The sequence below is a fragment of the Iodidimonas muriae genome (assembly GCF_014647255.1).
Classification (GTDB): domain Bacteria; phylum Pseudomonadota; class Alphaproteobacteria; order Sphingomonadales; family Rhodothalassiaceae; genus Iodidimonas; species Iodidimonas muriae.
Genome location: NZ_BMOV01000003.1, coordinates 274,667 through 288,048 on the forward strand (window position 1 = coordinate 274,667; position 13,382 = coordinate 288,048).

The 13,382-nt window shown below is 52.1% G+C and carries 11 protein-coding genes; 9 read left to right on the forward strand and 2 right to left on the reverse strand.

The features are described 5' to 3' along the window. The first annotated feature begins 4 nt into the window (after nt 1-4). The 4 genes from IEX96_RS06225 to IEX96_RS06240 are packed head-to-tail and all read left to right on the forward strand — an operon-like array spanning nt 5 to nt 4,725. A complete protein-coding gene (locus IEX96_RS06225) occupies nt 5-1,015 on the forward strand; it encodes a thiamine pyrophosphate-dependent dehydrogenase E1 component subunit alpha (protein WP_229773568.1) in 1,011 nt (336 codons plus the stop codon). After that, a complete protein-coding gene (locus IEX96_RS06230) occupies nt 1,003-1,980 on the forward strand; it encodes an alpha-ketoacid dehydrogenase subunit beta (protein ID WP_150004905.1) in 978 nt (325 codons plus the stop codon). The genes IEX96_RS06225 and IEX96_RS06230 overlap by 13 nt, the downstream gene beginning before the upstream one ends. Before the next feature lie 3 nt (nt 1,981-1,983). Further along, complete coding sequence (locus IEX96_RS06235) at nt 1,984-3,432, forward strand: NAD-dependent succinate-semialdehyde dehydrogenase (RefSeq protein ID WP_150004904.1); 1,449 nt, start codon at nt 1,984-1,986, stop codon at nt 3,430-3,432. Nucleotides 3,433-3,456: 24 nt separating this feature from the next. Then, nucleotides 3,457-4,725: a dihydrolipoamide acetyltransferase family protein gene (locus IEX96_RS06240; RefSeq protein WP_229773581.1), complete on the forward strand. Its 1,269-nt coding sequence runs from the start codon at nt 3,457-3,459 to the stop codon at nt 4,723-4,725. 32 nt (nt 4,726-4,757) lie between these two features. Here the strand turns inward: IEX96_RS06240 and IEX96_RS06245 are convergent, their stop codons facing one another. Further along, on the reverse strand, nt 4,758-5,750 hold the full coding sequence (locus tag IEX96_RS06245; RefSeq protein WP_229773582.1) for a LacI family DNA-binding transcriptional regulator: 993 nt from the start codon (nt 5,748-5,750) through the stop codon (nt 4,758-4,760). 303 nt (nt 5,751-6,053) lie between these two features. On the opposite strand from IEX96_RS06245, the gene IEX96_RS06250 reads away from it, so the two are divergent. The 5 genes from IEX96_RS06250 (at nt 6,054) to IEX96_RS06270 (ending at nt 12,578) form a co-directional block, all read left to right on the forward strand. Next, nucleotides 6,054-7,001 carry an NAD(P)-dependent oxidoreductase gene (locus IEX96_RS06250; RefSeq protein WP_150004900.1) on the forward strand — a complete coding sequence of 316 codons (948 nt, stop codon included), beginning with the start codon at nt 6,054-6,056 and terminating at the stop codon, nt 6,999-7,001. Nucleotides 7,002-7,035: 34 nt separating this feature from the next. After that, on the forward strand, nt 7,036-8,295 hold the full coding sequence (locus IEX96_RS06255) for an MFS transporter (protein WP_188873636.1): 1,260 nt from the start codon (nt 7,036-7,038) through the stop codon (nt 8,293-8,295). A 27-nt stretch (nt 8,296-8,322) separates the two neighbouring features. Further along, nucleotides 8,323-9,075 carry a sulfite exporter TauE/SafE family protein gene (locus tag IEX96_RS06260; RefSeq protein ID WP_150004898.1) on the forward strand — a complete coding sequence of 251 codons (753 nt, stop codon included), beginning with the start codon at nt 8,323-8,325 and terminating at the stop codon, nt 9,073-9,075. 70 nt (nt 9,076-9,145) lie between these two features. Next, nucleotides 9,146-11,632, forward strand: a complete 2,487-nt coding sequence (locus IEX96_RS06265; protein ID WP_150004897.1) for a TonB-dependent receptor — start codon at nt 9,146-9,148, stop codon at nt 11,630-11,632. A gap of 31 nt (nt 11,633-11,663) precedes the next feature. Continuing rightward, nucleotides 11,664-12,578, forward strand: coding sequence for a RidA family protein (locus tag IEX96_RS06270; protein ID WP_188873637.1), 915 nt, complete (start codon nt 11,664-11,666; stop codon nt 12,576-12,578). Between the two features lie 60 nt (nt 12,579-12,638). Here the strand turns inward: IEX96_RS06270 and IEX96_RS06275 are convergent, their stop codons facing one another. Beyond that, a complete protein-coding gene (locus IEX96_RS06275) occupies nt 12,639-13,361 on the reverse strand; it encodes a pyrimidine 5'-nucleotidase (protein ID WP_229773570.1) in 723 nt (240 codons plus the stop codon). Between the last annotated feature and the right edge of the window lie 21 nt (nt 13,362-13,382).

A 13,382-nucleotide genomic window follows, 5' to 3' on the forward strand; every position in this document is an offset into this window, starting at 1 on the left:
TCTCTTGGCAAAAAAAACAGAAAAAAATAACGACGACATCGGCGAAGATGTTCGTTTGGCACTATATCGCAGCCAGCAAGAAGTGCGGCAGCTTGAAAAGCGTGCCTATGATCTGTTCTTGCAAAACCTGATCAAGGGAACCAGCCATTTATGCATCGGCCAAGAGGCCATCGCGGCAGGTTTCGCCACAGCGATGAAGCCCGGAGACTGGAGCTTTTGCACCTATCGTGGCCACGGCCACACATTGGCGCGCGGAGCCTCCATGACCGGTGTTCTGGGTGAATTGATGGGCCGCGAATGCGGGCTGCTTGCCGGAAAAGGCGGCTCGATGCATCTGACTGATGTGGAAAAAGGGGCCATGGGCTCTTATGCCATTATCGGGGCCCACCTGCCCATCGCCATGGGGGCTGCATGGAAAGCCCAATACAAAAAGACCGGTGAAGTGGCCGTATGCTTTTTTGGCGACGGAACCACCAATATCGGAGCCTTTCATGAGGCCCTTTCCATGTCGGCCACATGGAAACTTCCAGTGGTTTTTGTCTGCGAAAACAATCTCTATATGGAATATACATCCATCGGCGATGTAACGCCGGTGGAGCACCCTGCGGCAGACCGTGCCCCGGCCTACGGGCTTCCCAAGATTATTGTCGATGGCAATGACGCCGATGCGGTTTACCGTGCCGCCCGTACCGCTTTTGATCTGGCACGCGCCGGTGGCGGGCCCTCGTTGATCGAGGCAAAAACCTATCGCCATCACGGCCACAGCCGCGCTGATCCTGGCAAATATCGGCCCGATGACGAGGTGAAGGCTTGGATGGCCCGCGACCCTATTCCGTTTTATCGCCAGCGACTGCTGGATTTTGGGGTTTCGGAGGCCTCGATTACCGCAATTGAGGAAGAGGTGGCTGCTGCTGTAAATGTAGCAACCGAAGAAGCGAAAGCATCGCCACCACCTTCCCAGGATTTGATTTTGAAAGACGTTTGGGCAGATGGAGGCTGGGCGTGGCGGAACTGACATATCGTGACGCGGTCGCTGCTGGCATCGCACAGGAAATGGAACGCGACGAAGATGTGGTGTTTCTTGGTGAAGATATTGCCGCCGCAGGTGGCGTGTTCAAGGCCACCGTTGGCCTGCTCGATAAATTCGGGCCCGAACGGGTGCGGGATACTCCCATAGCCGAACAGGCAATTCTCGGCGCTGCAATGGGAGCTGCCATGACCGGCTTACGCCCCATCGCGGAAATCATGTTCTCGGATTTCTTTGCCGTCTGCTGGGATATTGTGGTCAATGAAATTGCCAAAACCCGTTATATGACCAATGGGCAAATCAATCTGCCCCTTGTTATTCGGACTGCCAATGGCGGTGGGCTTCGCTTTGGTGCTCAACACAGCCAAAGCATAGAAAACTGGGCCATGATGATCCCCGGCCTTAAAGTGGTCGCGCCGTCATCTCCAGCTGATGTAAAGGGGCTTTTGGCCGCTGCCATCCGAGATCCCGATCCGGTGATTTTCTTTGAACATAAGGCCCTTTATCCCACAAAGGGCGAAGTGCCCGATGGCGAACATGTGGAAGAGCTGGGAAAAGCCAAGATCTTGCGTGATGGTGACGACCTCACCATCGCCGCTTTGGCAGCCATGGTCCCTCGCGCCGTAGAAGCCGCAGAAAGGCTAAAGGACGAACATGGGATCGAGTGCACCGTCGTCGATATACGCTCTTTGGTGCCCCTAGATACGCAAACCCTGTTCCGCGAGGTTTCAAAAACCGGACGCCTGTTCACCGTGGAAGAAAACCCACGATTATGCGGCTGGGGAGCGGAACTATCGAGCCTTGTTTCCGAAGAGATATTTTGGGAACTGGACGCACCCATCGTCCGTATCACGACACCGCATATCCCCCTGCCTGCCGCAGACCAGCTTGAGGATCTCACAATCCCCAGCGTCGATCGTATCACCGATACTATCTTAAAATCATTGGGGTAAATCATGGCCGAACCCATCATATCCGTTGACACAGGGCTTTATATCGATGGCCAATGGCGCCCGGCATCAGATGGCGCCGACATAGCGGTCAAGGACCCTGCGACCGAAGAAACCATTGCCCGCGTTTCCTGCGCATCCAAAGAGGATGCCATAGATGCTGTGGAAGCCGCTCATCGCGCTCAAGCCTCATGGGCTGTACGTCCACCCCGTGAACGCTCGGAAATATTACGCAAGGCCTTTGAATTGATGACCGCGCGGGCGGAAGGCTTTGCCCGACTGATCGCACAGGAAAATGGCAAAGCCCTCAAAGATGCGCGTGGCGAGGTGGCTTATGCTGCGGAATTTTTCCGCTGGTATGCAGAAGAGGCTGTGCGCAATCTTTCCGATTTATCCATGGCACCTTCAGGAAAAAATCGCATCATGGTCCTGCACCAACCGGTGGGTGTGGCCCTTTTGATTACACCATGGAACTTCCCCGCGGCCATGGCAACGCGCAAGATTGGCCCTGCCTTGGCTGCGGGCTGTTCTGTCATTTTGAAACCGGCTTCGGAAACGCCTCTCACCGCTCTCGCCATTGCCCGACTTTTGGAAGAAGCCGGCGTTCCAAAGGGCGTGGTAAATGTGATTGCCTCTTCACGGTCTTCGAAGATCGTTCCTGCCATTCTTGACGATCCACGCATTGGCAAACTGTCTTTCACCGGGTCCACACAAGTGGGACGTATCCTTTTAGGCAATGCAGCAAAAACCGTCATCAACTGCTCCATGGAGCTAGGTGGAAATGCGCCGGTGATTGTGTTCAATGATGCGGATCTCGATACCGCCGTTGAAGGAGCTATGATCGCCAAAATGCGCAATGGCGGAGAGGCTTGCACGGCAGCCAACCGGTTTTATGTGGAAGATGGCATTGCCGATGCTTTCACAAAACGTTTCTCCGAAGCCATGGCCTCTTTAAAGATAGGGCCAGGTCTACAGGAAGACACCGATCTTGGCCCGTTGATCAACCAAGCGGCCCGCGATGATATGGAAGCGTTGGTAGAAGATGCCGTATCCACGGGCGGGCATATCGCCACTGGCGGCATCCGGCCCAATGGACGTGGATTTTTCTATCAACCCACAGTTCTGACTGACAGCGGCCCAAACGCACGCGTGTTACATGAAGAGATATTTGGACCCATCGCCCCTATTCAACGGTTCGATGATGTGGATGACATGATCACCCGCGCCAATGATACGGAATATGGCCTGATTTCCTATGTCTTTACTGAAAACCTGAAAAAGGGCCTGATGGTTTCGGAACGCCTTCACTCGGGCATGGTTGGTCTTAATCGCGGCGTAGTCTCTGACCCGGCAGCCCCCTTTGGTGGGGTAAAACAATCAGGGCTTGGTCGCGAAGGTGCCCATGATGGCATGATGGAGTTTCTCGAGAAAAAATATATTGCGGTAGACTGGTAGGGGAGTGAACTCATGGATGTGATCATGCCCCAATTGGGGGAATCGGTAGATGAGGGAACCATCTCCGCTTGGCATAAAAAGCCCGGAGATCTGATCGCCGTGGACGACATTTTACTGGAAATCGAAACCGATAAAGTGGCGACCGAGGTGCCCTCTTTGGTAGCAGGGGTCCTCAAAGATATTTTGGTAGCCGAAGGAGATATAGCAAAGGTCGGTACAATTTTGTGCGTAATCGAAACCGCTGACCAAAGCAGTTCTTCTACTTCCGCCCCTCCCCCCCAAAAGGGTAAAATGGTCGCAGACGCCTCTTCTCCATCGCCAGAAAAAGACTCGGACGTAAATCCAATAAGCCTCTCGGGAACAAGAAAAAAACCAACACGTGCCCCGAAAAACGCGCCCGATGGAACACCATTATCCCCCGCCGTACGGCGATTGATTGCCCATCATGATCTTGATCCTGCCGCAATTCCCGGGACAGGTCGCCAAGGCCGCATTCAGCGTAGCGATGTGCTCACCTATCTCGATAAAAAAGACGTGCGGCAACCAGCCACAATCGCTCGGCCAACCGCCGTGTCAACCAACGATAAAGAACGGGTACCCTTTTCCTCTTTGCGGCGCAAAATCGCGCAGAATATGCTCGCTTCGAAACAACAGAGTGCCCATGTCTTGCAAGCTGTGGAGGTTGATTTCAGTGCCGTCGAACGGGTGCGTACCTTTATGAAGGACGCGTGGCGCGCAGAAACAGGCACATCCCTTACCTATCTGCCCTTCATCGCCCGGGCGGTATGTCTTAGCCTGCCCAATTTTCCCGACCTCAATGCGGAAAGAGATGGCGACAGCCTGCTACGGCATAAGCATATCCATATGGCCTTCGCCATTGATCTGGACCACAAAGGACTGGTCGCGCCTGTTCTGAAGAATGCTGAAAATCTCAAAGTCCCGGCCCTGGCCCGCGGCATTGTCAGTTTATCCCAAAAAGCGCGAAACGGTCAGCTTTTGCCTGATGATATGTCTGGGGCGGGATACACCCTGACAAACAACGGTAGTTTTGGAACACTATTCACCGCACCAATCATCAATCAGCCCCAAGTGGCCATTCTCTCTACCGATGGCATCAAAAAACGGCCAGTGGTGGTTGAAGGCCCTGATGGTGATGAGATTGCCATTCGTCCCATGGGGATTCTGGCACAAAGCTTTGACCATTGTGTCGTAGATGGCTCTTATTCAGCGTCTTTCCTGAACTGCGTTAAAGAAATCATAGAAACCCGCAACTGGTCTGCGGATTTCCTTTAAGACAAACGCGCCAAAAGCCTAAGGCGCGTAGCCTAACCTCGCGGGCCCGTTGATCCACGCAAAACCAGTTCCGGGTGAACAGTGATCTTTTGCGGCTGGGATAGCGGGCCCTGAATCATTGTCAACACCGCTTCAGCCGCCCGTTCCCCCATCTGATAAAGGGGGATATGAATGGTGGTCAAAGGCGGCTTGAACTTGTTGGCAAATGGCATGTCATTATAGCCCGTCACGGAGATATCATCAGGGCAAGTCAACCCCTGCTGCTCGATCGCATCGTAACATCCAAGCGCTAGCAGATCATTAGCGGCAACAACAGCCGTGAACCGCTTGCCGCTTTCAAAAATTCGAGTAAGGGCTAACTTACCTTCATCTTCCGAATAAGCATGGCAAAAAGCCACAAGCTCTTCATCCGGCTCCAGGCCTTGCTTTCTCATGACATCTAGAAAGGCAAGATAACGCTGATAGCCTGTTGAAATTTCCTGCGGGCCTGCCACATGAGCGATCTGCCGGTGCCCCAGTTCCAAAAGGTGGCGAACCGCCATTTCAATCCCGGCCGCATCATCATTAATGACAGAGGCAACGGCCGTATCTTCGACCGAACGATTGATCAAAACCACATGATACCCCTCTGCTATACAGGTTTTAATCAGATCGTCGGAGCGATGGGCTGTCGCCAGAATCAAGCCATCAGTCTGCCGCCCTTTCATCCGTTCAATAATGCGGTGTTCTTCTTCTACCTTATTATCGGTGTCACCTAAAAAGGCCGTATAGCCGGAGTGTGCCAAACGGTGTTCGATGCCGCGAATGATCGGTGGGAAAACGGGGTTGGACAAATCAGGAACCAAAACCCCCACTGTAAAAGACCTGTTTACCCGCAAGGAATAAGCAAAGGGGTTCGTTTTATAACCCAATTCGGCTGCGGCCTTGCGTATTTTATCGGCGACTTCTTCTGAAATCGCATAGCCTTCCTTGCGGTTGAGAACGCGTGAAACAGTTGAAAGATGGACGCCACACTTTTGCGCCACATCCCGCAAAGTTGTTCGTGCTCGCGCCATCATTTCGTCCCCATACAATTCCGCGCAAGAAAGTGCGCCTCATCCTCTTTCCTTACATAAAGGATTTTCCGAAACGGTCAAATTTCCCTTTTGTTAACACAAATATATTCGTTGATACTTGCACATTTTTTTCTTTGCAGTTATATCTACGCAAAGGTTTGCGCAACCGCAAACGCAAGGAAATGAAAGATCAGAGGTCATCCATCCTATTAAAGTACGTAAGAACTGGATTGCTGACCCCATGAAAATGAAAATAGATAGAAAGGTAGATCTATGTCGGGGCAGGAAAAGACATCCCTGAAAATCGGTTGGATCGGGACAGGTCGCATGGGGTTTGCGATGGCCCGACGTTTGATCCACGCAGGCTATGATGTGTCGGTTTACAATCGCACCCGCGCCAAGGCGGAACCTTTAGGCAAACTCGGTGCAACCCTGGTCGATAACCCACGCGACCTTGCCTCATGCGACATCACCTTCTCAATGGTCTCTGGCCCTGCGGATCTCAAGCAGGTCATATCTGGTGACCAAGGCGTGCTATCCGACAAAACCCAAACCCCCTCTATTCATGTGGATTGCTCTAGTGTTTCGGCGGAAGGGTCGGCCGATGTGCGTAAGGATCTGGCAGACCGCGGCGCGCAAATGATTGCAGCTCCAGTTTCAGGAAATGCCAAAGTGGTGGAAGCCGGCATGCTATCCATCGTCGCGTCCGGCCCGGAACAGGCGTTTCAAACCGTTCATCCCCTGCTCGATTGTCTGGGAGAAGGCGTGTCTTATGTTGGGGACGGTGAACTCGCACGCATGGTAAAAATCTGCCATAATATTTTTCTTGGCGTTGTTACCCAGTCCTTGGCGGAAATCACTATTCTAGCGGAAAAAGGTGGCGTAAAGCGCCACGCTTTCCTTGATTTTATCAACAAGAGTGTCATGGGCTCCGTTTTCACCCGTTACAAAACCCCTGCCTTTGTCAATCTGGACTGGAAGCCGACTTTCACCCCGGCATTGCTGAAAAAAGATCTTGATTTGGGCCTAAGCGCTGGCCGGACCTTTGGCGTGCCACAACCTTTGACAGCACTAACACGAGAAATCGTACAAAGTATGATCGGCAATGGGTATCAAGATATTGATTTTGGGGCACTTCTGGAATTGCAGGCAAAGGCATCAGGGCTGCAGTTAACCTCGGAAAATATCCCGGTAACAGATGGGCTTACTAAAAAGAACTAAGCCCCCTCTTCACTCAAAACCGGAAGGCAGCCCTATGAGTAACCCGCGCACGATCACCGGATACGGAAAAATTTCGCTGTTGCTCGCCACGGCCCTTGCCCTGCTGGCGACGCCAATGGTGTCGCCAGCAATGCACGATATTGCCACTCATTTCAAAGGTCAGATGGAGAGCGACCCGTCGGGGCGCTTTCTTGTCAGTCTGTTGTCTTTCACTACCGATACGGTCAGCATTCGCTATCTGATCAAATTCATTCTGCTTTCCACCCCGGCTCTGATGATCGTCTTGTGTTCACCATTCATGGGCTGGGCCAGCGATATTTGGGGCCGTCGCAAGCTATTGATCGCAGCCCTGTTTTTATTCGCTTTTTCTGGAATGTCGGGTTATTTCGCCTCAACATTGACCGAATTATTCATTGGCCGCCTCTTTCTCGGCGTGTCTATTGCAGCCATCAAAACCTTAACAGTGGCCATGGTAGGTGATTATTTCACCGGTAAAGAGCGGGACCGGTTCATCGGCTGGCAAGGCTCGGCGATGAAATTTGGCGGCGTACTGTTTTTACTTTTGGGAGGCTATCTAGCGGATATTCACTGGCGCATTCCCTTTTGGGGCTATGCCCTTGCCTTTCTCGCTTTGCCCGGTGCAATTTTCAGTCTGTACGATCCCAAAAAACCGGACGCCACTACCCCAAGTTCTGCTTCCAAAGCCATAGCCCCCCCTATTTCCATTCCAAAAGTAGGCTTCATTCTCATTTCTGCGTTTATGGCCTCTGTGCTATTTTTCATGACGCTGGTGCAAATCCCCTTCTTCATTCCCGAGCGCTTTGCCGGATCGCCAGGCGAGGTCGGCTTTGCTATTGCTCTGGCAAATCTGGCCGGTGCCGGCATTGCTGTTGTTTTTTATCGCTTCAAGGAACGCCTCAGCTACGTGACTATTTTCACCTTGATTTTTGCTTTAATGGGCTTGGGCTATTGGCTGGTTTCCGTCACGCCTAATTACCCGCTGTTGCTGGCAGCGATGGCCATTGCCGGCTGTGGATTCGGATTGATCGTGCCGACACAAAGTGCATGGATGTTGTCGGAAGTAACAGGAGCCCGGCGCGGTTTTGGTATTGGACTCGTAACGACGGCCATGTTCCTTGGCCAATTTGCATCGCCCGTGCTGATTGAACCCTTCATCGACCCAGAAGACCCATCCAGTGTTTTTGAAACGGCCGGGATAATTCTGTTTGGCTTATCAATTACATATGCAATTATCTCGTTCTTTCAAAAATCCAAAAGAGATATAGCTTCGTAAACAGCCTTCCTCAAACATGGGTCTCCCATGACAGATCCCCTTTTTCTTCTAATGGTGGTGCTTTCCCTCAGTTTGGGGAGCATCGCCAAAGGTGTAACAGGGATAGGCCTCCCACTTTTGGCAGTTCCTTTGCTCTCGGCCATAGTCGGTGTGGAGCATGCGGTGGTGATCATGGTGATCCCAAGCGTTGCTTCCAATGGCTGGCTTATTTGGGTGCATCGGCACCATGCCCCACCCGCCCGCGCTCTTGGCCCCTTCCTTTTTTTCGGAATGATTGGCGGCGTGGTTGGTACGTGGCTTCTTGCCGTAACCAATGACCTAACGCTCACACGAATCCTTGCCACATGGCTTGGACTTTATCTTGTTCTCACTTTTACACAGCCCGATTTCCGCTTACGCGGCGCAGAAAAACTCGCTCCATTTTTTGGTTTCGCCTCAGGAACAATGCAAGGCGCGACTGGCATATCTGCCCCTATTATCACACCATTTCTGCATGGGATTGGACTAGACCAACGGGCCTTCATCTTCTCCATGTCCCTGTCGTTCACAGCCTTTTCCATTATGCAAACAAGCGCCATGGTGGTTCAGGGATTGTTTACCGCTGGCCGTTTGGTCGAGGGGCTTGTCGCCTTGATCCCAGTGATGTTGTCTCTTCAATTTGGCGTGAAATTATCACGACTCATTTCAGCAAACACCTTCCGCCGATTCTTATTGTTTATCTTTGTCCTGATGGAAATGCGCCTAATCTGGGCCAGCATTTCTTCCTGGTTCACACTTTAATTCTACTTTTTCTGATGGAATATGGCATTGCCAAGCCAAACCCCATGGAATATCGTAGTAAGGCAAACGTTTGCTTTATCCATCACCCACTCTGAGAATAATTTGGATCGGATACGGCCAACGCCTGAAAGACATAGAAATCTGGGGAGGATTTTCGATGCCTAGCAAAAAGAAAAAGGACTATGCCGTTTTACAAACCATAATGGCCGGTGTTTCTGCATCCGCAATCAGCCTGTGCTTACTGGGAACATCCACCTATGCGCAAACGTCTGCACCGACAGAAACGAATACAGAACCAGCCGAAGATGCCGCTATTTTTGGGCTGGAAGAAATCACCATCACCGCTCAGCGCTATGCAAGGCGGGTACAAGATGCCCCCGTCTCCGTTACAGCCATGACAGCCGACTACATGGTCAAGCAGCGCATCAACACCGCTGACGATGTGATCCAGTTTACACCCGGAGCCACCTTTGTCGGTTTCAACAAAACTCAGCCCGAATACAGCATTCGCGGCATTAGCTCGCGCACGGAAGGCAGCTCTTTGGAATCTGCCATCCTGACTGTGATCGACGATGTGCCAATTTCAAAGGATATCTTAAAAAACCCAGCCATGTTTGACATGCAACGGGTGGAAGTTCTCCGCGGCCCCCAAGGCACATCTTTTGGCCGCAACGCGTCAGCCGGACTGGTGCACTTAGTGACACAGCGCCCCACATTTGATTTCAGCGGCCGCATATCCGCAGGGGCGGGAAGCCACGAACGCTATGAAACCGATGGCTATATTAATGTGCCTTTATCCGAAAAACTCGCCGCGCGGGTCGCCTACAATTTTGATACGTTCGATGGCTATACGGAATCTGTATCCACAGGAAAAGGACTTGATGGACAGCAAAATTTTTCCATCCGTGGTTCCTTGCTGTTCCACCCCACTGATCGTCTCAGCCTTTATTTCAAAGCCGAATATAACAAAGATGACGATGAAGCGCCGGTCCGTCGGTCGCGTAATTGCGAAATTCCGCAGGTTATTGCCGGGTCGGATGTTGCGTTACTCGATCAATTCGCCCCTCCCGGCCATCCCGCATGGGCCACCACTTTTTTCGATCCCTGTGACCCTTGGAAAACAGAAATCTCGCAAGGAGATTTCTTTATCGACCGTGAGATGGTCAATCTTACGGGGGAAATCGCGTGGGAAATCGCCGAAGGCTACAACATCACCTCAGTCACAGGTTATGTAGATGGGGATGTTGATCAACTTCAAGATGCCCACGGCACACCTGAGAATGTGCTGTTTCAGCGCGGCGTTCAGGCGGCGGATATTTTTACAGAAGAAATCCGCATCGACAATCATAGTACAGACAGTCGCCTGCGCTGGCTTGCTGGCTTCATGTATCTTTCCGACGACCACGACTGGTTTAGTGAAAATCAGTTTTTCCAAAATGGTGGCGCAGGGCGCCCCGATACACGAGACACCAAGTTCACCACCACCCAAACAGACAGCATCGGCATTTTTGGTGAACTGAGCTACGACCTGACTAGCAAGCTGAACGTGACTGTGGGCGCCCGCTGGGCCCGTGATGAAAAAGACGGTACAATCGTACACACCGCCTTCGGTTTTGGCGGCCCCATTGCCCAGATCCAAGGCTGTAATTTTGACCCGCCTTTCCAGTTCACTTGCGGCGACGCCGCGAATCCTGTTGGCTTTTCAACCCCTGTCGTTGTCAATGACACATGGAAAGACTTGATGGGAAAAGCATCGCTGGAATACCAATTAAACGATGATCATATGTTTTATGCTCTGTTCTCTCAGGGTTACAAAGCGGGCGGTTTCCAAGTCGAACCACCTTCGGCAGAAGCCGCTGAAATTTCGTTCGACGAAGAGACTTCCAACAATTATGAAATTGGCTGGCGGGGAAGCTTTGGCAATCGCGCCCGCCTCAGTGTGACGGCCTTCCTGTTGGATTATAATGATCTGCAATTGCTCCAATTCCGTAACACAGAGCAAGGATTTTTCCAGATCATCACGAATGCTGGCGGTGCCCGCACCATCGGTTTGGAAGTGGAAGGCACATTTCTTATCACGCCCAATCTGCGCCTAGAAATCGGCGGAGCCTTACAAGATCCGCAATTAACCACTGATGTGGACATCACAGGCGACGGCATTCCCGACCCTACCGATGGTTTCCGGCTAGATAATGCACCCATATGGACGACAACCATCGCCGCAGAATATGCCTTCGATCTCGAGGATGGATCGGTCCTGACTCTGCGCGGTGATTACCGGGGGCGCGGCGATGCATGGGACGATATTATCAATCGTGAGCTGACACAGATCGGCAGTGACAAGCCCATGCGTCTGCGCCCCAACGCCAATATCTTCGGATCACGGCTAAGCTGGGAGTCTGCAGATAATCGGTGGATAGCAAGTCTTTGGGTTCAAAATCTCTTTGAAGAAGAAGAGATACTCAATGTCGGTCCGCCTCAACCCAATACGGTTGATCGCCCGTCCATGTTCGGCAGGCCACGCACATGGGGCGCGAACATCAGTTATCATTTCTGATGTAAGTGGCTATCCAGAAAGGAACGTTAAAATGACAACGCCCCCTAACAGACGCCGTTTCCTGGCTGGTCTCGCCCTTGGATCTCTTACTTTGACAACGAATGGTGTTGTGGCTTTTGCCGCAACACCCTCCCAAACGAAAAGACCTGATCATGCTGCAGCCGTGCAGGCCAAAATCGAAGAGGAGGCCAATCTCATTTTTTTATCGGGAACTGCGGCTCTCGACCTCTATCACCGCCACCCTCATGTGCCTCAGGATGAAGTCTTACCCTCCGACGCGGAGGCGCAAACGCATATGGCCTTACGTAACCTATATGAGGTGCTGCGGGTGGAAGGCCTGGAATGGACCAACATAACCAGCCTTATTTGTTACCAACAAAATATGGCTGACCAAAAGGTTATCCGGAAAGTCTTAAATCAGCACTTTCAAGGCTGGAGCCCGGCACTTTCTTTCGTAGAGATCCGAAAATTAAGCGCCCCCAACTCCTTATTGGAGCTGGAAGCCATCGCTATTGCGCCACGCCCAGCCCGCAAAGACAGGAGCACCGCAGACATGACCGACCTTGAAATCATACACACGCGCCCAAAACTTGCGGACAGCATGATTTTTGCGCCGGGCATTCGGGTCGATGCCCAATCTGATCTCATTTTTTTATCAGGAATCACGGCAGCAGACTTAGAAGAAACGGAAAAAAATGTGCCTTTGCCCAACGATTTTGGAGAACAGGTCCGCATGGCAACGCGCAATATCGATCGCATTTTACAGGCCCTAAATGTAGGCAAGGATCGAATCGTGCGAATCGTCTCATTTTATACAGATGATTTCGATGGGCGAGAAATGGGGCGCTATCTCGAAGGTTGGCGTCCATGCAGTTCCGCCATCGGCATTAGCGCCCTGCCCCAGCCCGGTGCCAAGATCATGTTTGATCTGATCATTGCAGCATGAAATAGCTTTCTGTATTGCCGCCAAGCATAGTCAAGGTGAAGCATCGGGAAAGGGGTGCCCCTAGCCCTTCAAATCCCCGGATTGGGCGCGCAAAAAGCCCAGCAGATCATCCGTTTCATGGTGCACCGCCGCTTTTACATGGTCCACATGCCCCCATTGATAAGCGGTTTTCAACCACACAGTGGTCATGCCCAATGCCGCAGCTGGCACCAGATTGCGGGCCATATCTTCAAACATCGCAGCTTTTTTGGCCTCCACCCCATAATGGCGGAGAAAGCGATCATAGGTAATGGCGGCGGGCTTGGGATGATAATCGGCAGCGGCAATATCGAACACATCCTCCATCAGATGGTCGATGCCCAGCCGCTTCATCACCCGCTCGGCATGGGGGACCGATCCATTGGTAAACACCAGCTTGCGGCCGGGAAGAGCGGCCAAAGCCTCTGCCAGATGCGGATCGGGCGGCACCGGCGACACATCGATATCATGCACATGATCCAGAAAATCTTCCGGCCGCACCCCGTGATTATCCATCAAGCCGCGCAAAGTGGTGCCATAAGTCAGGAAATACTGCTTTTGCAGTTTGCGGGCCTCGATCAGATCCAGGCCCAGAAGGTCCGCCACAAAGCCGCTCATTTTTACGTCAATCTGGCTGAACAGATCGCAATCCGGGCTATAAAGCGTGTTATCCAGATCAAAAACCCATGTTTCGATGCCACAAAGTCGGGGCGGCACCGATAAGCCCGCCTGACCGGCAGGGATGTTTCGATCTGTTTTTTTCACAAGGTCCTCATCAAGTTAAGC

What these genes read in the sequence shown, in the direction of transcription:
- IEX96_RS06235 (WP_150004904.1), top strand. Translation starts at nt 1,984, where the DNA reads ATGGCCGAACCCATCATATCCGTTGACACAGGGCTTTATATCGATGGC.
- IEX96_RS06255 (WP_188873636.1), top strand. Translation starts at nt 7,036, where the DNA reads ATGAGTAACCCGCGCACGATCACCGGATACGGAAAAATTTCGCTGTTG.
- IEX96_RS06270 (WP_188873637.1), top strand. Translation starts at nt 11,664, where the DNA reads ATGACAACGCCCCCTAACAGACGCCGTTTCCTGGCTGGTCTCGCCCTT.
- IEX96_RS06250 (WP_150004900.1), top strand. Translation starts at nt 6,054, where the DNA reads ATGTCGGGGCAGGAAAAGACATCCCTGAAAATCGGTTGGATCGGGACA.
- IEX96_RS06260 (WP_150004898.1), top strand. Translation starts at nt 8,323, where the DNA reads ATGACAGATCCCCTTTTTCTTCTAATGGTGGTGCTTTCCCTCAGTTTG.
- IEX96_RS06240 (WP_229773581.1), top strand. Translation starts at nt 3,457, where the DNA reads ATGCCCCAATTGGGGGAATCGGTAGATGAGGGAACCATCTCCGCTTGG.